Raw genomic sequence first — 21,765 nt, 5'->3', positions numbered from 1 at the left:
GAGATATGATCGGGGGTGAATGCGTGGAAAAGATAGTCATTGTTGAGGACGATGTTTTTCTACGTGATGAGCTGCAAAATATATTAGAGAAAGAGGGATACTCTGTAGAGTGTATCTCTTCTTTCGATACCCCCTTGGAAGATATTGTTTCAGCTTCCCCTTCGTTAATTTTATTAGATTTAAATTTACCAAAGCTATCTGGATTTGATATTTGCCGCGCACTAAAGGCTAGGGGAATAGGTCCCATTTTAGTATTGACTTCGCGTAATCAACTTCGTGACGAACTGCATGCATTAGGTTTAGGTGCAGATGATTATTTAACCAAGCCCTGCCATCCTAAACGGCTGATTGCAAGGATTCAAAAGCTGATTCACCTATATGCAAATATGCATGTTATGTTAGATGCTGGTGATTTTCAAATAGATGAGATGGCAAATATATTGTATGTTGGTAAGGATTCTATTTCATTATCGGAGAATGAAGGAATTATTATTAAGGCTTTGTTAAAGGCTTCCCCTTCAGTCGTAAAAAAGGAAGAGCTCTTTAATCTGCTATGGGGAAGCAGCGACTATGTGGATGAGAACATACTACAAGTGAATATGACTAGGTTGCGCAAAACCCTTGATGGGGTTGGATTGTCTAATCGAATCAAGACTATCAGAGGAATTGGCTATCAGCTAATAGGAGGTGATAGCCAATGAAGCCAAGTGATTGGTTAAATATTCTAAAGGAATCACGTCCTTGGATATTACTTCTCAGTTTAAATGGTGCTTTTTTCACTTTTCTTGCTTGGGTGGCGTATCCCGAAACATTCGAGCTTCTAGTTGGTATTATGTTTATTTTTACTGCAGCTAGTATTGTTTTGGGTATGTTACTTGTTAGGAAAGGACAAGTGAAGAAAGACGAAGCATATTATACTTTTCTTAGAGAACCATCACCGGAGCATGAATGTGCATTGATAAAATCCATAAGTAAAATGCATAAAGAAAAGGTGAATTATCTAGCCAATAAATTACGGATGCTGAATGACCAGTTAGATGAGGTTAAATTACAGACACTAGATTATGAGGAATTTATTGAAAGTTGGGTTCACGAGATAAAGACACCTGTTTCTTTAGCTACCTTGGTTTTACAAAACCGTAAAGAAGAAATGTCAGAATTAGTGTATCAAAGACTTGAACATGCAAGAATTAACATCAGTGATAATGTTGAGCGGATATTATTTTATGCAAGATTACAGGCATCACATGTTGACTATCACTTAGAGAGAATCTCGCTCAGTCTCTGCTGTGAAGATGTACTATTGGAACTTCAGTCATTACTGGATGAAAAAGAAGTTAAAGTTATTTCTCAGATGGAAGATGTGCCAATTGTATCAGATAAAAAGATGCTCCAGTTTATTTTTACGCAAATATTTGTTAATGCGGTTAAATACTCTAATGAAAAAGTTGATAGTTATATCTGGCTAAAAACTGGGTTTGACAGCATAAATAATCGGTATTATTTAAGGATATCGGATAATGGTGTTGGGGTGCTTAATTCTGATCTTCCTTTCATTTTTGACAAAGGATTTACAGGAGATAGTCCTAATCCAAGGCAGTCTACTGGTATAGGATTGTATCTTGTAAAGAAATTATGCGATGAATTACGGGTAGATATCGAAGTTGAGTCTGAGCATGAGAAGGGGTTTTTAATTCAATTACTGTTCCCTATAATTGAGGATCAGTAGACACGATTTTTAGATGCTATATCTATTGTCTAAAAATGTCGTATTATGGTTTGAAGTAAAATGTTTTGCGCACTTATTTTGAAAAATCAGAGTTTCGCTTCGTTGGGCTGTATATTTTATCACGTTGGCATTTTGGATTGAAAAATCGCTAACTATACGGCAGTTTATTGCATTTTCATGGAGTTGACTCGATCCAGTTGTTGTTCTGCCCTTCCAGTCGCGCTTCATTTATAGGGTATCTTTTGACGGAGATGTGCGGTTTGTTTTGTGACTTTTGAACTAGTATAATGGCGACTCGGATTGGCGGGTTGTCTTTTTCCTTTGTCAAGGGCTTGCTGTACGGCAGGATGTTCAGAACGCTCGTTCTTTGATAGAAAAAGTTCTTTTGATATGGTGAATGCGTTAGAAAAATTAACAAACCAATCACTTGCTGGCTTATACTTTTTAAGTTGGAAAGATGTAATACCTTCATCTGGGCTAATACGAAACACTAAAGCATGGTGTTCTGTATGTTTGCAAGAGTGGAAGGGAAGTGCCAAAACCATTTACGAGCCCCTTATATGGACGCTTCAAACCGTTCAAATGTGCCCAAAGCACTTGATAATGCTAACAAAACGGTGTTCAAATAATAAATGCGGAAAACAAAACCTGCAACTAAACACAAATTCAATAGTCGGATATTGTTACAATTGCGGGGATTGGTTAGGCAAGTCCTTAGAAGAGTATCGAGAGCTGGGAATAACTGATGATCAACAAAATTTCGTTTGGGATTCTTTTGTATCCCAACAGATTTGTGATCTTATTACAAGGTCATCAGAAGAGAATGTACCTATCTTAAAGAGGGAGAGGATATCACATATATTAACTCACATGTTGAACACACATTATAACGGAAACATCTCAGAATTTGCTCGATTACTTCCGGTACATAGACGCACTTTAGGAAAATACCTGGCTGGTGTGATTCATCCACAAATTGATATGTTAATACTATTTTCAAAATTATTACAAGTTGATTTATGTGATCTTTTATATGGTGACCTCGATAAAATCAAATATGAATACAAAGATGATGAATCTTTTCACCTGTTTCGAAATAGTAAACCACGTCCCGTTCCACTTGATATGGTGGAAACACAGAAATATTTAGAGTCTGTTATTAATTCAAGCAACACCCCGCCCCCGTCAATGAACTTTGTAGCGCAACAGCTGTCACGCAACGCCACTTTTATATATAGATATTTTCCGGAATATTGCAAAATTATATCGAGTAGATTTCTGGAACATCAAAGAAATAAGGCAAAGAATGATCAGCAAACTGGGTTTATTGAGTTGAGGAAAGTAATGATTGGTATTATTAAGGTGGGGAAATATCCCTTAGTTCGTATTGAGAAAGAATTACAACGACCAGGATTATTTATGAAAGAACCGTATAAAGCAGAACGATTAAAAATCATGAACGAATTTGGTATAAGACGGCGAAACAATGGAAGCGAGCCATGGTGATCATATGCTTGATATTGTTTTTAAACATATGTCTGATCATTCGCTATAGTATAATTAATAATCAATTTCGTGTAACTAAGAGATGATGTTATTGTTTTGACGACATCTGCTTGCATTTCTTGGCTTGTGGACAAGCACTGTATCATAATAAACTATAAGTTTGCCACAAGAGCAAAAATAAAGCATAAACTTGCCTAAAGTTCATGTAATAGACTAACACCCGAGCTAATATTAGCGATTTTGACTTTGAAACGAGCTACACTGAACCCAAAAACATAGCAATGAAGCGTAATTCAAGGCATGGAACATTTATGGTTTACACTCTGGCAAACTTATTGTTTAAGTCACAATTACGTATATCATCCAAACAATCGGTATTTTATGTATTCTTGGTTACGAGTACTTTCAAGGTGGACTTGATGGGATGCGTGAAAACCCACTTTGGATGGTATTTATTTTAACATCTATTGTATATGCATATTTATCGATGAGTGTTAGTACTGAACATGAAAAGAGAATTAAAAATCCTAAGAAATCACTAATTGTTGGTATGGGAGTACTAACTATTATTGTAGTGACTGTTGCATATCTTACTTCTATTACACCAAACTCTGGTTGGATTGCTGGCCTGTTATTAGGAGCTATTGTATTTATTTGTGGTTCTATACCGCTGTATTATGTATATAGATTAAGAGTAAAGCAAGAACAAGAATTAGAAGATGAATAGAGGAAGTAGTTTAGTAAACATTTAATGCAGCAGCCATCATAAAAACCCCCCAGCCTTTCAAATACTAATTGTAATTAAAAGGCTGGGAGATTTTTATGATGTCAATAGAGCAGATTTTATAGTTGAGCAAAAAATGAAGTATGTTGATGACGTACAATCAGCCGTAAAGGATTGGTTTGCTGAAAAGACTTTGCAACAGAACCAAGAAAAATAAACCATTCAAAAATGTTGACAATTAAAATAACTAAGATCTATAATACGTTAAACCCGTAAGTTGATACCTAATTATCTAAAAAATATTTATCAGCGATGAAGAGGAGAGTAAATGATTAGGAGCGTATCAGAGAGCTACCCCAAGGCTGAAAGGGTGGTAACGATCAAGTCATTGAAGGTAGCCTCGGAGCTTTACTTATGAAATAGCTATCTACTGTCTAGATTAGTAAGTAACGGTTGGTCTCGTTAATAGGCCTAAGTTTAACTGATAAAGTTTGACTTACAAAGCATGTTTTCCGTAAGGGAAATAGGGAATTTGGGTGGTATCGCGATATTTCGCCCCAACATTTGATTCTTCAGGAATGAATCAAATGTTGGGGCTTTTTTATATGAATTGAATACAAAACAGCGTTGAAAAGAAGGAGTAAAAGAGAATGCTAGTACACAGAGATTCGTTCCCCTGGCTGAGAGAACGATTACTAGACCTCTTTGAAGGTAGTCTTAGAGCTTTGCTTTTGAAAAGGTGCAATTGTAACCAATAGAAAGCAACGATTTGGTTCTCGTTATCGAACTAAAGTCATAAGACTTATTGAGTCTATTTACCGTGAGGAAATAGAGAAACTGAGTGGTACCGCGATATTCTCGCCTCAGCAATCAAACATTTGATTGAGGAGGTGAGATTTTTTATTGTTTAAGTATGAATAAAATCAAAATGAGTATGCTTCGGAGGAATTAACATGAAGATTATGGGTCTTATTGGTGGAATGAGTTGGGAATCATCTGCTGAGTATTACCGGATTATTAACCAAGAAGTGAAAAGAAGATTGGGAGGGTTACATTCTGCAAGCTGCCTTTTATACAGCGTTGATTTTGAAGAAATTGAGCGTTATCAGTCAGAGGGTAACTGGAAACAGGCTGGTGAAAAATTGGGTGATGTTGCACGTTCTTTGGAAAAAGGAGGAGCAGACTTTATTGTGATTTGTACCAATACCATGCATAAGGTTATTGGAGACATACAGAAAAAAATTAGTATACCTATTTTGCATATTGCAGATGCAACAGCTATTAAAATTAAGGAACAAGGAATTGGTTCCGTAGGATTACTTGGCACAAAGTATACAATGGAACAAGACTTCTACAAGTCGCGTTTAGAATCTAATGGTATAAAGGTTATCATACCAAATGATCATGAAAGAGAGAATGTAAACAAAATTATTTATGAAGAGTTATGTTTAGGTAAGATTCAACAAACTTCAAGGGAATATTATAAGAAGGTTATCCAGGGTTTGATCGATGCTGGAGCTGAAGGAATTATATTAGGCTGTACAGAAATTGGATTGCTGATAAAACAGGAGGATTCGGATGTTCCTCTGTTTGATACAACTAATATACATGCTCTTGAAGCTGTAAATATGTCCTTAAAGTGAGTTCTGTCTGCAGCTCTTGAAGCAATTCTTGATCTTTCACAATTGGCGCGATTCTGGAGCAACACAGGTAGAAATTGATTAAACTCTTTTATCAAACAAAACTTTAAATTACTATACAAGAATCCTTAAGAGTATACGTTTTTCCCAATGTATGTGTCTTCAAATTTAAGTGAACCATTAAATAAGGCTCTGTTAAACTTTTTTGTTGATTTTTAGGATATATAAAATAGGCTTGTCTCATTTTCGAGAACAAGCCTATTTTTATTCGCTAAGATTGGCTGGAATTTTAAGGGTCTGTCAAGAATTTTGTGTAAACTCAAACAACCGATATATGAAAAGGTTTCATCCCCCTAATTGGGATATCTTTTTCGGAGCCAACAGAGTCAAGGGCGTAAGGCGAAGCAAACCCATGACGCGTTGGTGTAGATATAGTGGAGCCTTTCATATCTTCACGAGCTTGTTGATTGATGATCTTCTGGAACTGATCAAGATCATGTGCTACGGGCAATGGAACACACCAGTTTCTCTGAACATAGCTCACTTTATTCTCAACATGGCCTTTCTCGTTTCCTTGTCCAGAATTACAGAGAACAGGCTGAAATCGATAATGGAGAGCAAAACGCTGAAATTCGTCAGTGAGCTTTCGTTTCCCATCTGTCACTACAGATACAATGGCTGCTGAAAGATTATCAAACCATTATTTTCTTGCTGTTCTCCAGTTCACCTCAAGCTGTTCTGCAATGGGAAATGGATTGATCTTTTACATCACGTAATTATTTGATATAGTGTTGTGAGCCATTGTCAGCATTCCTTTCATCCCTCTCCTATCTGTTCGCCAAATAGAAGAGTAGAGGGTTGTTTAGCTCTGGCAAGGCGGCTTTTTTCATTTACGGAAATGGTCTGCATTAACTCCATACCCTATAACCAGGGTAAGAAAAAGGCTTTTTCCTATGAGACTACGATTTCATTAGAATGAATTCGGTCCCGGTTACACTACAGGTGATAATCGGTTCTTTGTATTTTAAGGAATTCACTTCACGCCCAGAAGGCGGATTTTTTTGTTGAAAGGCTGTCCGCTTCTTAAGTATTTATGAAATTGACAATGTAGCGGAAAACGAAGTTTATAATTAGTCCTGAGCAGGGGGAAAACAGAATGGCTTCAGTGACGAAGGTACTTTTAGTAGAAGATGATCCGGAAATCGGCCGAATCGTCCGTGATCATCTGCAAAGGGAAGGATACGCAGTGACCTGGGCGTCGAGTGGGGTGGAGGGATGGGAAGATTTCCAAGCCCAACCTTTTGATATCGCCTTGATCGATTTGATGCTGCCGGAGATGGATGGCTTCGCTCTGTGCAAGCATGTCCGACTCACAAGCGACGTTCCGCTTCTCATCATGAGCGCGCGTCATGAAGATGAAGCGAAGGTGCGGGGGTTGGGTGTGGGGGCTGACGATTATGTAACGAAGCCGTTCAGCTTAACGGAATTATCAGCCCGTATCACTTCCCATATGCGCCGCTATCGGCGGTTTCTGCAAAAAGACGGTGAAGCAGTCGAGGATGCTTCTCGATACAAATATGAAGGCGGATTATCCGTGGACTTTGAGAAAAAGGAAGTCCATCTTAACGGAGAGTCTGTCTCCCTGACACCAAAGGAGCTAGGGCTCTTGATCCTGCTGGCTGGCCATCCACACCGGTTGTTCACGAAACAGGAACTGTACGAGCATATCTGGGGACAAGCCGACCTTGAGGGCAACAGCACGGTTACTGTCCACGTGAAAAGCCTTCGCGGAAAGCTGAAGGACAACAAGCGAGATTCCCGGTTTATCCAGACAGTTTGGGGGAGTGGCTACCGATTCATCGGAGATCAGACGACATGAAAATCAAGTATTGGCTCTTGTCCACCTATTTGCTAGTTATGCTGATGCCGGTCGCAGCCATCTACATTCTATACCTGCTTGTAAGTGAATATGATCAACGCCAGGATTTACGGGAGTATTTTGAGATATCAGAGCGCATAGCCGATATGGAAAAGGTACTGGAAGACCCTTCCTTGTATCAAATTCAATCGGTAAAACACTACACTCGCTTGCAATCGATCGCTAACGATACAATCCAAATTGAGCTGTTTCGCTACGACGGCATCAGAATTTTTAACTCTGCGGATAGCACGATGCGGTTTGGATACCAACCCGTCCATGTTGACATGCTGTTTCAAAATCTGTATCAGTTGCGAAAAAACAGCCGTACCTACTCACTGAAAAAGCCAGTGTTTAAGGATGGTCGAATAATCGGTATCTTTCAAATTACGCTGGCAAGAGAAGAGTGGATTTCAAGTGTCAAAACGCGGACATTTTGGCTTGTCGTTCCTTTGGTTGCGTTTTTTCTCCTCTTGTACCTAGCTGTCGTCTGGCTACTCAACCGAAAATTGAATCAGCCCCTTGTCCGATTGATGGGGAGAATGAGTGCGTTTGCCGAAAACAGGGACGTCACCGAATGGAAGTATCATTCCCGAGATGAGATCGGGGAGCTGATTCACCATTTCGAGAACATGCGGAAGCAGATTGAGAAGGCTCAACAGGCTGTTCTCGCTGAACAGAGGGAAAAGGAGTATCTGGTTGCGGCTCTTGCACACGATGTAAAAACGCCGTTGACCTCCATCAGGGCTTACGCGGAAGCTTTGTTCTTATCCAACCACCTGTCGGACCGTGAGCGAAGGGAGTACCGAACCGTTCTATTCGAAAAGATTGCCTACATGAAAGATATGCTCGATGATTTGACGATGTATACGGCCTTACGTTCATCCGTTCGGGAAACGGATATGACGGAAGTAGACGGGGAAGAGATTTTTGAGATGCTGTTTGCCGGTTATGACGAGCTGTGTCAGGAAAAGGGAGTTCTACTTCAAACGGAAATCAGTGTATCAGCGGCGCTTCGGGTGAATGCCAGCCATATGATGAGGCTCGTCGATAACCTAATGAACAATGCGCTTCGTTATACGAATCGGGGTCGGTCGATCGGGCTTGCTGCCGTTTCGTCCGATGCACAATTGCCGTCATGGATATTTGCTCCTTTTCGGCAGGAAATTGAGGAGCTTAACCAGGACCATGTGTTGTTGATCGTTCAAAACGAAGGCGAAGCAATTTCCGATGAGCTGTGTGAGCGCATATTTGAGCCGTTTTTTCAAACAGACCTGGCTCGTTCCAAAGAAGGGACATCCAGCTTTGGTCTTGGATTGAGTATAGCCGCGATGATTATGAATAACCACGGAGGAAATATTCGTGTATGGTCCTCCAGTCCTTACGGGACAACGTTTGTCTGCTGTCTTAAACCTGAACGGAAAGGATGAAAAACAGATGAAGATTTACAAGTGGATGGTAGGGGGAAGCCTGTTAGCCAGCCTGCTTTTGAGCGGATGCGGAGACGGTCAGACTTTCTCGTCGGATGATGTCGTAACCAAAATGATGGAGAGGAACAAAGCAGTTGGTTCCTACTATGCAGAAGGTATCATGAATGAATATTCAGAAGAGAAGAAAGTGAACGAAACCTCGTTTGCAGAATGGTACGATGCCAATACCGGCAAGCGCCGGTTTGAACTAAAAACCAATAATAACGTGGTACGTGGGGTAAATGATGGTAAACAAGTCATTACATATGACGAGGCACAAAAAACTGCTCTTTCAATGGAAATGCCTAATCAGGGAGTATTCGGATCTGGTACGCCAAAAGAACAGTTGATCGCAATGCTGGAAAAGGTGAAAAGCTCCCACCAGATTGAAGTAATCGGTGAAGAAAAGGTAAATGGATTTGACACCCATCATCTGAAAGCGACAACGCGTGATAAGAGTTCGCTGTTCGGAGACATGGAGCTGTGGGTGGACCAGAAGACCTGGCAAGTACTCAAGTCATCCGCGACTACAGGTGAGAGCAAAATGAACGTGGAGTATACGAAGATTGAGTTGTCACCCTCATTTGACGACAAGACGTTTGTCCTCGATTTGCCTCCGGATATAAAAGTAACGCCTATAGAAGATCTCAATCCAGCAAAAAAGGTGACAGTGGAAGAAGCGCAAGCAGCCATGAGAGCTCCGTTTTTGTACTGGGAGGGTACCGAATTTTCGCTAAAGGGCATTGATCTGAACGAGTGGAAGGGAGAATTGAACCGCAATGAGCTGACCCTAAACTACATGAAAGGGGAGCTACCGTACTTCAGTTTGAGTGTATTTCCCACACCAAAAGCGAATGGCTCGACTGAAATGGGGGGAGAAAAAGCAATCAAGGTTCGCGGTCTGACAGGTTCCTATATGGAAGAGATCCACTGCATCACGTGGGACGAAAAGGGATTACGTTACACAGCGCTGATTTTACATCCAGATCTCACTCTGGACGAAATGCTAATGCTGACAGAAAAGATGGAATGGAGTGACAAGAGGTAGTCGACTGTCATCCAGTGATTCACAAGAAAAGCACAACAGGAAAATCAGAAAAAAAGGTTGTTGTTTTTAGAATAATTAAATGCATATTAATAATAGAAAAATATGTTAATATGCATTTAAGAGGTGTTTTAATGAATGTAAAGAGCTTTATAGTTGCTTTTGGGTCGATTGTATTGACAACTGCCTTACTTTACTTAATTGGTTATGTGTTTACTATTCCTTTGTTAATGTGGCATTACGAATATACAGATAGTACAAATGGTTTCTTCGTTTCAACAGGTTCGCTGGTCCCTCTAATTGTCGGTCTGGTAATAAGTTTTATTGCAGAAAAAATTTATATTTACAAACATCAACAAAAACTTGGTTAATAACACCAAGTTTTTTTATGCTTTTAATTTGATTACGGTGGTGAAATTTACTCTTTGGCAAGAACTAAGAAACATGTGCTTAATGCGTTCTTGAAAAGGTATCTTCTTTTTTAGTTCAAGGAATTGATGCCAGTAAAGGTAGTTATCAAGGTACTTTGTAGCCACACCTTGGAAACGGTCCATCCACTTTTTAAGACGCTTGTGGTAGCTGTTAACTGCTGGATATGGTAAATTCCTTTCCTTACATAGACTTTTTTATTAACGTTAATTGGTTCGTGCTGAAGACTTTTCATCTTGGCGAATTTCTTATAGTTTGTTGCAGTATTTGTGCATAACAAAGCAGAGGTGTCGATATCGTTTCCTAACACCTTATCTAATTCAACGACTGTGATACGCCATTTTCCTGCCATTTGGGACAGAATTTGAACGTTTCTATCGTGTGCAACTACGACACAAATTTGTTCTTTGGATATGCCACCGGATTAAAGATTTACAGCATATTATTTACCATTTGCTTTTATGATAATATATATAAGAAAGGTGGGCGAATTATGAGAGGACATTCACTAATGGGAAAAACATTAATTGTTTTTGGAACGATTTTATTTGTTTGGGGATTTAGTTTGATTACAGATACTATATCGTTTGGATATGTAAATACAACTGTATCATCTAGTGTTCTTATTATTGGAGTAGTTTGTTGCATTGCATCTAACTTTTTCAAAGAACCTAAAAGATCTTTTAACTAAGGAAAACTTTCCACTTGTTGAGATAAAACCAATAAAATCAACAAAATTGGTTCCAGAGTTTTTTATCACTTGACAGTTAAATTTCCCAAATCTAATGATCAAAGCAGTCCGGGTAATAATGCATGAACATAAATTATCACTCATTGTAATTTATGTTGGACCTGCCTTGCTACAGTTCACTTTACTGTAGCAAGGTTTCTTTGTGTTTAAAAATGACTTAAATTCAGCTTTAAATAAATTATGGAAAATTATATGTGTGATCATTTATGACCACTGTTTTTGCCAAATAAAGTTGTAACTAGAAAATATAGTTGGTTGATTCATTACGGGGTACAGCCATGCGAAATTTGTACGCTGTGGAATTAATTGACGAGAAAAGCCGGTTATTCCTTTTCAAGGGAGTCATTGGCGTACCAGGTAGAAAATAGAAATTTAAAAGAACGAAAAAATAAAGAAAAATGTTAAGTATCGTTCCTTTTGGGAAAAATGGATCTAATGATTTTTCATGGGAGCGATACAATGTACTACACTATTACGGATGTTTTTCCAGCCATACCTATAGAGAGAATGGGCGACTATTGCATCAAGTATGACGACTACGTTTTTTATTCAGTATGGTATGACAAACATATCCAAGAAAAGATAGATAATTATAATACAATGAGGAAGGATTAGATAAATGGATGCACTTTTTTCCTCCGACGTTGCCGGACGAACTACTCTACAGTGTACTAGCAAGATATCATGCATACTCTGGAAACGAAAGCCACAAAAATAGTGTGCGTGATTTCTTTGGTTCCAAAACCATTTGTGCTGTTACTGATTTACCTTGTCATCTAAACAAGTTAAGTACCAGAATTCCCGGGAAGGCGATATCTGCTTACGAATTATTAAACGATAACACTCTTCTATCCTACTTCAAACCTTTCTTACCTGAAGAGAGGTTTAAACAGGCTGAAGAGGAGATGTTACATGGTGACGGAAGCTCTCTATATATGAAGTTGGGTTTACCTGCAAATGGGGTGAAGAACAATAAGTTTCTTCGATACTGTACGATGTGCGTCGACAGGGATCGTTTGCAATATGGCATTGCATATTGGCACAGAGCTCATCAACTACCAGGAGTTACCGTATGCCACCTTCATTCGAGTTTACTCATTGATTCAAATGTCCCATTCTTATCAAGAAGAAATAAGCATGAATTCGTTTCATTAGAAGAGGTGGCTTTACCTAATGTACCAACAATTAGAACCAGTACAGAAGTTAAAATTGCAAAGTACTCCTATCATATTTTAAATTCTGAATGTGACCCAGGTGGTGGAGGTACCCTTCGGATAATTTACTTAGCAAGATTGCAGGAAATGGGGTTTGTAAGTCCCACTGGGAGACTAAGATTTAAGTTGATAATCCAAGCGTTTATAGATTTATTTGGGGAAAACTTCCTGAATCAGATTGGTTGTAATATTCATCCAACTGAGCAATATTCGTGGCTCCATAAGGTTATGAGAAAAGAACATTTCATTATGCATCCCCTTCGTCATATTCTCTTACATATTTTCCTGGGTTTACCCACCCATTTATCGTTATCGAAGAGAGAAGGGGTTCTACAAATGAATCCCTTTGGGGAAGGACCATGGCCGTGTCTAAACAAAGCAGCGATACATTACAAAGAGTTGATTGTTACCAACTGTAAAGTAACACGATGTTCAAGCACGGGGAAACCGGTAGGGACCTTTAGTTGCGTTTGTGGTTTTATTTATAGTCGTCGTGGATCAGATAAAGTAATGAAAGATAAATATAGAATAGGCAGAATTAAAGAATTTGGGTCAATATGGATAAAACGGCTGGGCGAACTGGTAGAGGAGGGAAACTATTCACTAAGGGCAAAAGCCCTTATTCTTGGGGTTGATCCAACAACAGTTAAAAATCAAATGATTAAACTCAATGGATCAAAAATTGGAGTTAATCATTCCAAGCCTACTAAAAAACAAATTCAGATTACGAATAAGCAGAATCCGATAGCCGATGTGACGATAAGGAATCTGAGTAGTCAAGCACAGAAGCGTGTGAATTGGGAACAAAGGGATAACGAAATTGCTGAAAAGGTAAGCAGCGTAGTAGAGCAATTGTACACGATTAAAAATGTGAGGATTTCAAAATCTGAGATTGGAAGGAAAATTGGAGCACTTTCTTTAATACATAACAGATTGGACAAATTTCCAAAAACTAGCAAGGAAGTAACCAAATATGTTGAGAGTACAGAGGAATATCGGATACGTAGAATAAGCATGGCCATGAATGAGAGGGATTTTGCGAGAGCAACAAGACCCGACTGGAAGATTGCAAAAGAATTAGGCATAAGTTTGAAAGAGTTTCGACGTCTGATGAATGTCTCAAATTCTTCAGGGAATGGATCATAATTTTCTGATGACAAACTCTTATTTTCTCTATCGGTAATAAATGGGTGGAGGGCATACAACCACGATTTGATTGACCGTGAAGTCTTTTACATGGCAGAAGGGGCATCTGGGAACGGTGTAAAAATATCCCACTAACCAATAAAATCAAGAAATCCTTGATATTATAACATTTCTGATATAGTAACTATCTGAATTAGAACAAGTACATCGCACCCAACAGCAGGGAGTAACACCTGATAGTAAAGCCTGTAAGGATGCCTTTCGTTTGAAGCCGATCTAGACTCTCCGAAACATTTTGGTTACATAGCTTATGAGAGCAACATAGGTACATAATTTGGAGGAGATTTCATGGTTGAAATAAAGTTTCCGGACAGATACGTACTTCGTCAATTTCCAGAAATTTGCGAGCTTATAGAGGAAAATAGAGACGAAATAATAGCAGCGGGTCTTGTAAGACTTGATTTAAGCGCAACAAATTTTGTCGATCCATTTGGTATGGTTACCCTAATTGGAGTTTGTCGCCATATGTTTAACGCATACCACGTTAGCTCAACCATCATCCTCCCAGATGGAGATGCAGGGGCATACATGGAGAGAGCTGGTTTTAAAACATTGGGTGACCCATTTATCACGGTTATACGAAAGAAAAGCTTAATTGAATATTTTAAGAGAAATCATAATATGGGAGTCCTTCGTTTTTTTAATTCTGAGAAGGAAATCCAATCTATCAATGAAGAAGTTGAAGGGTGGATGGAGACTAATTTATTTTCGGAAGAGGAGATACACAGTATCACAACTTTTATTTCCGAAATGGTACAAAATGTTTGCCAGCATAGTAGGACTCCACAACAGGGTGTCTTTTGTATCCAGACGTATAAAACGAAAAAAGGGGAATCCATATTATCTTGGGCTATCGGGGATGCTGGAATTGGCATTCGACAAAGTTTAGTCGAATCAGGTGTTGAGAAAATGGAAAGGTTTGGTGATGAACGCGCCATTCGTGAAGTTGTCATGAATGGAATATCTAGATTCCAGGATGATATAACACGAGGGAATGGACTATCTAGGCTGTACAAAGGAGCACAAAAGCGAAGTGCCATTCTATATATACACTCAAACTCTGGACTTTTTGGATTATATAGTGATGAGAATAAACCCCGAAAATTAGAAATGGGGGTACCTCTTGTAATGGGAACTAATATTGGTTTTCACTTAAAAACGTAGTTGACAACCAAGAGTGATGTTTTGTATATTAAAAATACAGCTTCACCGAAGTAGATGAAGGAGAATGTAATATGGATCGGTTTGAGATTAACTTGGCGAACCAGTTTGAAGAACAGCTATGGGGCAGAGAACAGGGAAAACAAATTCGCGAGAGTATCATCGATTCGTTACTGAAAACACGACAACGGGTGTTACTTCTAAATTTTGCGGGTGTTACCCGAATTGATTTTTCTTGTGCAAGCGAAATTGTGTCGATTCTCATCCTTCGACTATCAGGAGAGTTAAAGGGTAGGCATTTGGTATTAACGGGCCTAAGTAATTTTGTTGAAGAGAACATCGACGCAGCTCTCGATAAAGCTGAGCTTTGTTGTCTCGTTTTAGAAGATGATAATTCGTGGAAAATGATTGGGAGATACAGTGATACCTTATTTCAGACACTATCTAAAGTAATCGAATTAGGTACAGTCGATACGCCAACCCTGGCTACAGCTTTAAATATTGCAGTAACCAGTTGTAATAATCGATTAAAAACGCTTTTTACCTTGGGGATGGTATACAGAGAAGAGCAAACTGCTCCTACAGGGGGAAAACAGTTTATCTATAGCTCCATCTTATATATTTGAGTTAGATGGTTTATACGTAGACGAGCTATATTTGACAAATGGATTGGAGTGTAGAGAATAAGGCTTCATATTTGTTGTCTTATTCTCCTTACCAGAAAAACAAAAGCAGGTTCCTTCGTTATTATTTTTTTATCATCTGATTCATCTGAAGTTATGAAACAGATTAAAGAGGTTGATGTTCACTCATTCTAACGATATTAAAAGAAATCAAAATAGCAGGAGGATAATTATTCATGAGTAAGTGCTTTAACATTCTCTCAATTGATGGTGGTGGGATAAAGGGGTTATATTCTGCTGTCATTCTTGAAAAAATTGAAGAGGAGTATGGACCGATCTATCAGCACTTTGATCTTATATGTGGCACCTCGACAGGGGGGATTATCGCCCTTGCCCTGGCGTCCGGCGTCCCTGCTAGAGACGTAGTAGGTTTTTATCGAGATAGAGGACCCTTAATTTTTCCCTACCATCAAAACTGGCATAGGAAGCTTCATTTTTTTAAATCGATCCTTCTTAGTACCAAATATAAAGACGATGCTCTCAAGACAGAACTTGAAAAAGTATTTGGCAATACGAGAATCGAAGACTGCAAAGCAAACGTCCTCATCCCATCAGTAAATATTACGACAGGCAAGCCTTACGTTTTCAAATCCGATCATAATCCTACTTTAACTCGAGACAACAAACGATTGCTTACCGAAGTAGCACTTGCAACCGCAGCAGCGCCTACTTATTTTCCAATTGTGGAATTAGAAACTGAAAAGGGAAGGGAGCAATTTGTAGATGGTGGACTATGGGCAAACAATCCTTCATTAGCTGGTATTCAGGAGTTCGTAAAGTTTTACAAGGATGGGAGCAGCTATCATGATTACTGTCTATTATCCATATCGGCACTTCATGAACGCACTAGGTTTCCTGATCCTCAAAAGGTCAATCGACGAAAATCATTTTATAAATGGGGTGACCGGCTTATATCGCTCATGATAGATTCCCAGAGTGAAGCCGTTCACAACCAAATTGAGTATCTACGGTCTTATATTGGTGGTAGTTATGTAAGAATACCGAGTATGGAGCTTTCCGAATCGGAAAAGAGATATATCACTTTAGACGGGGCTTGTCCAAAGTCACTTCGCATTATGCTTGAAAAGGGTATACAAGCTGCTGACCAATGGATTGGAAAAGAAGAGTTAAAAACTTTTTTTAATAATGAAAATAGGGAGGATACAAGAAATGTCAAATTGTCATGATTTATTTACAACGTTTCACAATGAGATTTACCTAGATTCCAGTAAGAAAGAGAGTTTGCGAACGTCGCGGAATGCTATTCGAAACAAAATAAAGAAGTATTTTAAAGATGATTTAAAAGTAAAGGAACCAAAATTTTACGGACAAGGCTCATATATGATGAATACAACTGTCACACCAATTGACGGCGAGTACGATATCGATGATGGACTGTACCTCGAACACCTAACAGATGTGGCTGAGGAGGAGTGGCCAAAAACAGCTACAGTTCACAGGTGGGTTGTTGATGCAGTAACAGGTCACACAGACACACCCCCTGTAGATAAAAATACATGTGTACGAGTGATTTACAAGGCCGAATATCATGTCGACATCCCAATTTATGTAAAGAAAAAGGATGAACATCCGAAACTTGCACATAAAACTGAAGGATGGATCGATAGTGATCCGAAAGAATTAACTAAGTGGTTCAATGACGAAGTTGCAGCAAAAGGGGACCAGTTGAAACGAGCGGTTCGATACTTTAAAGCATGGAAGGATAAAAAAGAAGGGGAAACCAAATTACCTAGCGGCATGATTTTAACGATACTAGCTGCAAATTACTTTGTCTCGGACCATCCTAATAACGATGATGAGGCATTCATCGCAACAGCAAAAGCTATCCATGACTCACTATCCGAGTCATTTTCGCTAACGAGACCAGTGTTTCCAAGTGAAGAGCTGATATCAGATTGGTCCGAGACGAAGCAGAACAATTTTCTAACGAAGCTTGAAAATTTAGTGAAAAAGGGCGGAGAAGCTCTCGAAGAGCAGGACAAGACTAAAGCGTCGAAAAAGTGGAGTACACTTTTCGGTGACCGTTTTCCAGAATATACTCCACCAGAGGAAACTGAGACTGAGAAAAATTCGGTATTCAAATCTTCTGCTCCAGCTGTATTAGGTAACCATGGACGATCAGCATAATCTTATTGACTACTACGAAGGGGTGCTACAAACAGTAGCACTCCACCTCATTGACAAGCACAAAGCCGAAACGGTTAATCCTTCTGAGTATGATACAAAGCAATTTTCTGGCTCATTTAAGGTTAAACAAGGAAATCACATGATTATCTTGTCGATACCTTATCATTTTCCTGATGAATTCCCTACTATTTTGATACCACAGCCTTATTTCTCAAATATTTATCCCATACCACACCTAAATAAGCACCAAGTATTATGTACCTTTGACCCAGTGGAATCACATCCTAATGCTGAGAATCCCGTAGGTGTTATTGATGAGGTAATTAAGCGAGCCTTTTATTTGATTAACTCAGGAGTAAAAGGATTAAACTCTAGCGACTATCTTGATGAGTTTGAATCCTACTGGTGGCAGGAAGCAAGTAGCAGAATTTTAACATTAATCGATTTTCCCAAAGAACCACAAGAAATGTATCTCATATCTTTCAGTCATCCAACCTGGGATGCTTCTTTACTTGCTACTAACTCCCTGTTCGATGGTATCCAATGGTTAAAACAAGCGGGAGCAACTACCGACGGAGAGTACAGAAAAGCTTTATATTTGCCTCTTCTGTCCATTGGACAGCCGCCATTTCCAGCTACAAATGGAGAGCTTATCCAACGTCTGAGAACTACTAGTCCCGAAGCGCTAAAACCGTTGATCACATTCTTAGATAGGAATCCCCGGCATTCAACCGTCCTTTTCTCTATTCCCTCTTCTAAAGGTAATATTTTGGGTGCATGGGAACATAATGAGGCCCAAAAAATAAAGCTAAATGCTCATAAAAGCAAACGCATAACGCAAAAAGGATTAAAGGGGTTTCGGGCTGGGCACAAGAATGCTTTTCTGGAGCTTCAACGAGATTTTAGAGATGTATCAATTTCAACACATATGATAGTTCAGGTAGACAAAGAACGTTTGCTCACACGTGGAGGGGACGGCTCACTAATTGAAGATACTAGAATTGGTATAGTGGGTTGTGGTTCAATTGGAAGTCATGTAGCTAAATCAGTCAGTGATATGGGAATTCACAGGATGCTTCTTGTTGATAAGGACATTCTTACATTTGAAAATATCGCCCGGCATCTTTGCGGCGCAGTGGATGTAGGTAAAAACAAAGTGGACGCATTACACGGTCATCTCGCTTCCCATCTACCACATAGCGAAAATACGACTTATAACGGAGACGTCTTGACTATCTTACGTGATTATCAATCGCTTTTAGACCAATGTGATTTTACTATTGTAGCAGTAGGGCATTTGCCAACTGAGCTTCGTCTAAATGATTTACAAAGAAAAGGGAACATTGCTAAACCTATTCTTTATGTTTGGGTAGAGCCATATTTAGCGGGTGCTCATGCAGCTTTTATTCATCCAGGATATATTGGTTGTCTGAAATGTCTCTTTGATGAGCAGCATGCATTTAAGCAGAATGTATTAGAGAACCCTGGTCAGTATTCGATTCGCGAAGCAGGATGCCAAAGCGCTTTTGTTCCTTATAATGTCTTGGAAGTAAAGCGATTCATCCATCACCTGATGTTTTTCATTCAGGATATTCTTACAGGGAAAATAAATGAGAACCTATTATTTACCTGGATTGGCGATCTAACAATACAAAAAATGAATGGGCGGAGAATTGCTGGAAGATGGGCTGCAGCAGAGAACTACATCACAAGGCGTGTAACACTTCGGAACTTTCAGGGATGTGAGGTATGCTCGAGTGCTAGTTTACAAATTCGATGATAAAGAGGTAATCCTAACTTCAGAAATCATTAGTATCTTTAATAGTTACCGACAGCTCAACTCTAATCAGCATGAGTCTGGGGGAATCCTTTTAGGAAGGATCTATACTGAGAAAATTGTTATTGAAACAGTCTCTGTACCATCATTTGAGGATCGCTCAGGACGAAATTATTTTGAACGAAACGTAAAGAAGGCACAGAAAATTGTTAATCAGTTGTGGGAAGAGTCTGGTGGGGAAATTGTCTACCTAGGTGAATGGCATACACACCCTGAAAAGGACCCAATACCTTCCCCGACCGATCGTAGCCTGCTTAATGGTATGTTAAGGGACACTCAGATGGACATTGACTTTTTATTCTTAGTCATTGTGGGTATTCAGAAATACTATGTTGGGTATCAGATAAAGGGTCGTTCTTTGCAACAGCTTTGAACGTATAAATGAATTCGAATTTATAGATACCTGTTATCTGTATTTTACAGGTGACAGGTATTTATTTTGCTCTAAACACGCTCATATTACTTTAGGTGACTAGCAGGAAACTTTTTTGAATTGATTATGAAGTTTGGAGGATAAATATGAATACAATAGCAAACCCTACCGGAATTTTTATCAATGCTTTACAAAACTTCTTAGGAAATGACCCAGTTATGATTGTTTCATCAATTGGGATCGTGTGGTTAGTAATTTGGTTGTTCAAAGAAATAGGTAAAAATATCCACCAAGGAGAACAGAATAACCTAAACACTCTTGAAAAGCGGATCAATGCATATGGTAAGCTTGAAGTAGCAATAGTGAGATATCTACAGGAGAGGGGAGGAGAGAAAGAAGAATTAGAAAAGGAGCTTTTTGATGTTTTTAGTAATTCTTATCTTGAGATATCTTATAGCTTACACCAAAGAATATCCAAGTTTATGACAAGTTTATCAAATGATCAATTAGAAAAATCACTAGATCTAATTAGAAAAGAGCTAGATCAATTCAAGTTAAAACAAGCGATGTTAGTTAAGAATCCGATCAAGGATAGTATTTTTGATATGATTGAATTTCCAGGTAAACTATTTGCGAAGGTATTTAAGCCAGCTTTTATCATATTTATATATATAATAGTAGGATCGGTAATTTTATTAATTGGGTGGGATATAAAAGCTCAATCAAATCCATTTTCAGTGATTTTAATCATTTTAAATACGTTAGCGATTATCTCTTCATTTTTTATCATTATTGGAATTGTAGATATAATTAGTGAAAAAAGATTTAGACATTCATTTACCAATTGGAGCTTCGTCATTTCATATCTATTATTAAGTATCGCGTGCTTAAATTGGTATTATTGGTTTAATGGATTAATTATTGTTGTACTTACTGTAATCTTTACACTAAGGATCATTCCACGCCTTTTAGTAGTGAGGGAAGAATAAGTAAAAGAGTTACATTCTAATTACTTTATAAGAATCTGAGGTCTATTTACCAACTCTAATGTCATTGAACATTGTGATGTGCGTTGACATTAGAGTATGTAAATTTACATTAGAGTTAGTTTATTTACATTAGACTTGGTAAAGAGTATTAAGTTTTTCTTTGCGATTAAAGTCATGTTAATAAGTCGAGTGAAATTCAGGTATGCACATCTGTTTTTCCTCGACTTATTTTTATTTTCAAGCCATATATTTATTGAAACAAAGTGTTAGGTGAAATATTGTCTGTTACTAAAACTTTGATTGCATACTCCTTCAAAATTTATAAATTATAGATTTACCAGAGTGCAAATTAGCCACTCTGCAATTGCCAAACCCCGCCACAAGCTCTATCAGAGTCGAGGCGGGGTTTAACGGTATAACGTACTTTTTAACTTCTATGGTTCCTCATTTGCAAACATCTCCAACGTAGCTATAAGAATGTCTTTCTTTTCAATATAGTAGTCTACATATGGAGAAGCTATTAGATTCATACCTTCAATCATTTGACAAAAATCCAAAACAGGTATAGGGCGTCCGATTCCTAGTGCAGCACCTACTGTCGATAGTAATGCCAGTAAACGAACCGGGTTCCATTCCCATTCCAAGAGTTGAAGAAGTTGGATGGCACTAGAAGCTCTTTTCGTTTGCTCGAGCGTATATACTTCGGGGAATCGCCCATCCGTCTTGTAGGCATGGAAAAACTCGTTGTAGTAAGCTTCTGCTGCGAAATCGATATCTCGGTACATTTCTCTAAAATCAGTGTAAGGTTGATTTTCATTCTTCATTACTGCCACACCAACCTTTTTTATAGGATGAAGTCATTTTAGCAGAAAAAATTGATAGTAATAGAGTAAAAACAAACCTCAACCCTCACAATTATGTGAGCGGAGAGGTTTGTTTCAGT

General features: G+C 38.6%; 18 protein-coding genes, 1 pseudogene and 2 other annotated features. Of the genes and pseudogenes, 17 read left to right on the top strand and 2 right to left on the bottom strand.

Features of this window, described 5'->3' with window-relative positions; genetic code table 11:
* Positions 1-23: 23 nt before the first annotated feature.
* The 9 genes from ACFYU8_RS27955 to ACFYU8_RS27915 all read left to right on the top strand — a co-directional run bounded on the left by ACFYU8_RS27955 (position 24) and on the right by ACFYU8_RS27915 (position 10,402).
* Positions 24-701 (top strand): response regulator transcription factor, encoded by a 678-nt coding sequence (locus ACFYU8_RS27955; RefSeq protein ID WP_390305976.1) that lies wholly within the window; start codon positions 24-26, stop codon positions 699-701.
* Entirely contained in the window at positions 698-1,729 is a 1,032-nt protein-coding gene (locus tag ACFYU8_RS27950) for a sensor histidine kinase (protein WP_390305974.1), read from the top strand. The genes ACFYU8_RS27955 and ACFYU8_RS27950 overlap by 4 nt, the downstream gene beginning before the upstream one ends.
* Positions 1,730-2,119: 390 nt before the next feature.
* Positions 2,120-3,235 carry a TniQ family protein gene (locus ACFYU8_RS27945; RefSeq protein WP_390305972.1) on the top strand — a complete coding sequence of 372 codons (1,116 nt, stop codon included), beginning with the start codon at positions 2,120-2,122 and terminating at the stop codon, positions 3,233-3,235.
* 349 nt (positions 3,236-3,584) lie between these two features.
* On the top strand, positions 3,585-3,962 hold the full coding sequence (locus tag ACFYU8_RS27940; protein ID WP_390306012.1) for a hypothetical protein: 378 nt from the start codon (positions 3,585-3,587) through the stop codon (positions 3,960-3,962).
* A 300-nt stretch (positions 3,963-4,262) separates the two neighbouring features.
* Positions 4,263-4,522: a binding site (T-box leader), on the top strand.
* A gap of 55 nt (positions 4,523-4,577) precedes the next feature.
* Positions 4,578-4,828 (top strand) — a binding site (T-box leader).
* Positions 4,829-4,912: 84 nt separating this feature from the next.
* Entirely contained in the window at positions 4,913-5,602 is a 690-nt protein-coding gene (locus ACFYU8_RS27935) for an aspartate/glutamate racemase family protein (protein WP_390305970.1), read from the top strand.
* Between the two features lie 1,153 nt (positions 5,603-6,755).
* Positions 6,756-7,478 (top strand): response regulator transcription factor, encoded by a 723-nt coding sequence (locus tag ACFYU8_RS27930; RefSeq protein ID WP_390305968.1) that lies wholly within the window; start codon positions 6,756-6,758, stop codon positions 7,476-7,478.
* On the top strand, positions 7,475-8,947 hold the full coding sequence (locus ACFYU8_RS27925) for a HAMP domain-containing sensor histidine kinase (protein WP_390305966.1): 1,473 nt from the start codon (positions 7,475-7,477) through the stop codon (positions 8,945-8,947). The genes ACFYU8_RS27930 and ACFYU8_RS27925 overlap by 4 nt, the downstream gene beginning before the upstream one ends.
* 7 nt (positions 8,948-8,954) lie before the next feature.
* Positions 8,955-10,034 (top strand): LolA family protein, encoded by a 1,080-nt coding sequence (locus ACFYU8_RS27920; protein ID WP_390305964.1) that lies wholly within the window; start codon positions 8,955-8,957, stop codon positions 10,032-10,034.
* Positions 10,035-10,048: 14 nt separating this feature from the next.
* Positions 10,049-10,402, top strand: a complete 354-nt coding sequence (locus ACFYU8_RS27915) for a hypothetical protein (protein ID WP_391365916.1) — start codon at positions 10,049-10,051, stop codon at positions 10,400-10,402.
* A 15-nt stretch (positions 10,403-10,417) separates the two neighbouring features.
* On the opposite strand, the pseudogene ACFYU8_RS27910 reads toward ACFYU8_RS27915, so the two are convergent.
* Positions 10,418-10,878: pseudogene (locus ACFYU8_RS27910) on the bottom strand (IS1595 family transposase); the annotation flags it as partial.
* Positions 10,879-11,834: 956 nt separating this feature from the next.
* On the opposite strand from ACFYU8_RS27910, the gene ACFYU8_RS27905 reads away from it, so the two are divergent.
* From ACFYU8_RS27905 to ACFYU8_RS27870, 8 genes are all read left to right on the top strand, one after another.
* Positions 11,835-13,571 (top strand): TnsD family Tn7-like transposition protein, encoded by a 1,737-nt coding sequence (locus ACFYU8_RS27905; RefSeq protein WP_390305959.1) that lies wholly within the window; start codon positions 11,835-11,837, stop codon positions 13,569-13,571.
* A gap of 348 nt (positions 13,572-13,919) precedes the next feature.
* On the top strand, positions 13,920-14,795 hold the full coding sequence (locus ACFYU8_RS27900) for a hypothetical protein (protein WP_390305957.1): 876 nt from the start codon (positions 13,920-13,922) through the stop codon (positions 14,793-14,795).
* A 71-nt stretch (positions 14,796-14,866) separates the two neighbouring features.
* On the top strand, positions 14,867-15,418 hold the full coding sequence (locus ACFYU8_RS27895) for a hypothetical protein (RefSeq protein ID WP_390305955.1): 552 nt from the start codon (positions 14,867-14,869) through the stop codon (positions 15,416-15,418).
* Between the two features lie 233 nt (positions 15,419-15,651).
* The gene (locus ACFYU8_RS27890; RefSeq protein ID WP_390305953.1) at positions 15,652-16,662 is read left to right on the top strand and encodes a CBASS cGAMP-activated phospholipase; all 1,011 of its coding nucleotides are present in this window, start codon (positions 15,652-15,654) and stop codon (positions 16,660-16,662) included.
* A complete protein-coding gene (locus ACFYU8_RS27885) occupies positions 16,646-17,623 on the top strand; it encodes a cyclic GMP-AMP synthase DncV-like nucleotidyltransferase (RefSeq protein ID WP_390305951.1) in 978 nt (325 codons plus the stop codon). Before ACFYU8_RS27890 ends, ACFYU8_RS27885 begins: the two co-directional genes overlap by 17 nt.
* Positions 17,607-19,403, top strand: coding sequence for a ThiF family adenylyltransferase (locus ACFYU8_RS27880; protein ID WP_390305949.1), 1,797 nt, complete (start codon positions 17,607-17,609; stop codon positions 19,401-19,403). Before ACFYU8_RS27885 ends, ACFYU8_RS27880 begins: the two co-directional genes overlap by 17 nt.
* On the top strand, positions 19,381-19,833 hold the full coding sequence (locus ACFYU8_RS27875) for a Mov34/MPN/PAD-1 family protein (protein WP_390305946.1): 453 nt from the start codon (positions 19,381-19,383) through the stop codon (positions 19,831-19,833). Before ACFYU8_RS27880 ends, ACFYU8_RS27875 begins: the two co-directional genes overlap by 23 nt.
* Positions 19,834-19,979: 146 nt before the next feature.
* Positions 19,980-20,822, top strand: coding sequence for a hypothetical protein (locus ACFYU8_RS27870; protein WP_390305944.1), 843 nt, complete (start codon positions 19,980-19,982; stop codon positions 20,820-20,822).
* A gap of 434 nt (positions 20,823-21,256) precedes the next feature.
* Here the strand turns inward: ACFYU8_RS27870 and ACFYU8_RS27865 are convergent, their stop codons facing one another.
* Positions 21,257-21,646, bottom strand: coding sequence for a hypothetical protein (locus ACFYU8_RS27865; RefSeq protein WP_390305942.1), 390 nt, complete (start codon positions 21,644-21,646; stop codon positions 21,257-21,259).
* Positions 21,647-21,765 lie beyond the last annotated feature (119 nt).

It is taken from the genome of Brevibacillus sp. NPDC003359 (genome assembly GCF_042878995.1).
GTDB lineage: Bacteria > Bacillota > Bacilli > Brevibacillales > Brevibacillaceae > Brevibacillus.
Note: the sequence above shows the minus strand (reverse complement) of the source record. Positions and strands in the feature narration are given on the sequence as shown.

Coding starts and splice junctions, on each gene's coding strand:
- ACFYU8_RS27890 (WP_390305953.1), top strand. CDS start 15,652: ATGAGTAAGTGCTTTAACATTCTCTCAATTGATGGTGGTGGGATAAAG.
- ACFYU8_RS27945 (WP_390305972.1), top strand. CDS start 2,120: ATGGTGAATGCGTTAGAAAAATTAACAAACCAATCACTTGCTGGCTTA.
- ACFYU8_RS27935 (WP_390305970.1), top strand. CDS start 4,913: ATGAAGATTATGGGTCTTATTGGTGGAATGAGTTGGGAATCATCTGCT.
- ACFYU8_RS27870 (WP_390305944.1), top strand. CDS start 19,980: ATGAATACAATAGCAAACCCTACCGGAATTTTTATCAATGCTTTACAA.
- ACFYU8_RS27930 (WP_390305968.1), top strand. CDS start 6,756: ATGGCTTCAGTGACGAAGGTACTTTTAGTAGAAGATGATCCGGAAATC.
- ACFYU8_RS27920 (WP_390305964.1), top strand. CDS start 8,955: ATGAAGATTTACAAGTGGATGGTAGGGGGAAGCCTGTTAGCCAGCCTG.
- ACFYU8_RS27905 (WP_390305959.1), top strand. CDS start 11,835: ATGCACTTTTTTCCTCCGACGTTGCCGGACGAACTACTCTACAGTGTA.
- ACFYU8_RS27885 (WP_390305951.1), top strand. CDS start 16,646: ATGTCAAATTGTCATGATTTATTTACAACGTTTCACAATGAGATTTAC.
- ACFYU8_RS27900 (WP_390305957.1), top strand. CDS start 13,920: ATGGTTGAAATAAAGTTTCCGGACAGATACGTACTTCGTCAATTTCCA.
- ACFYU8_RS27925 (WP_390305966.1), top strand. CDS start 7,475: ATGAAAATCAAGTATTGGCTCTTGTCCACCTATTTGCTAGTTATGCTG.
- ACFYU8_RS27895 (WP_390305955.1), top strand. CDS start 14,867: ATGGATCGGTTTGAGATTAACTTGGCGAACCAGTTTGAAGAACAGCTA.
- ACFYU8_RS27880 (WP_390305949.1), top strand. CDS start 17,607: ATGGACGATCAGCATAATCTTATTGACTACTACGAAGGGGTGCTACAA.
- ACFYU8_RS27865 (WP_390305942.1), bottom strand. CDS start 21,646: ATGAAGAATGAAAATCAACCTTACACTGATTTTAGAGAAATGTACCGA.
- ACFYU8_RS27950 (WP_390305974.1), top strand. CDS start 698: ATGAAGCCAAGTGATTGGTTAAATATTCTAAAGGAATCACGTCCTTGG.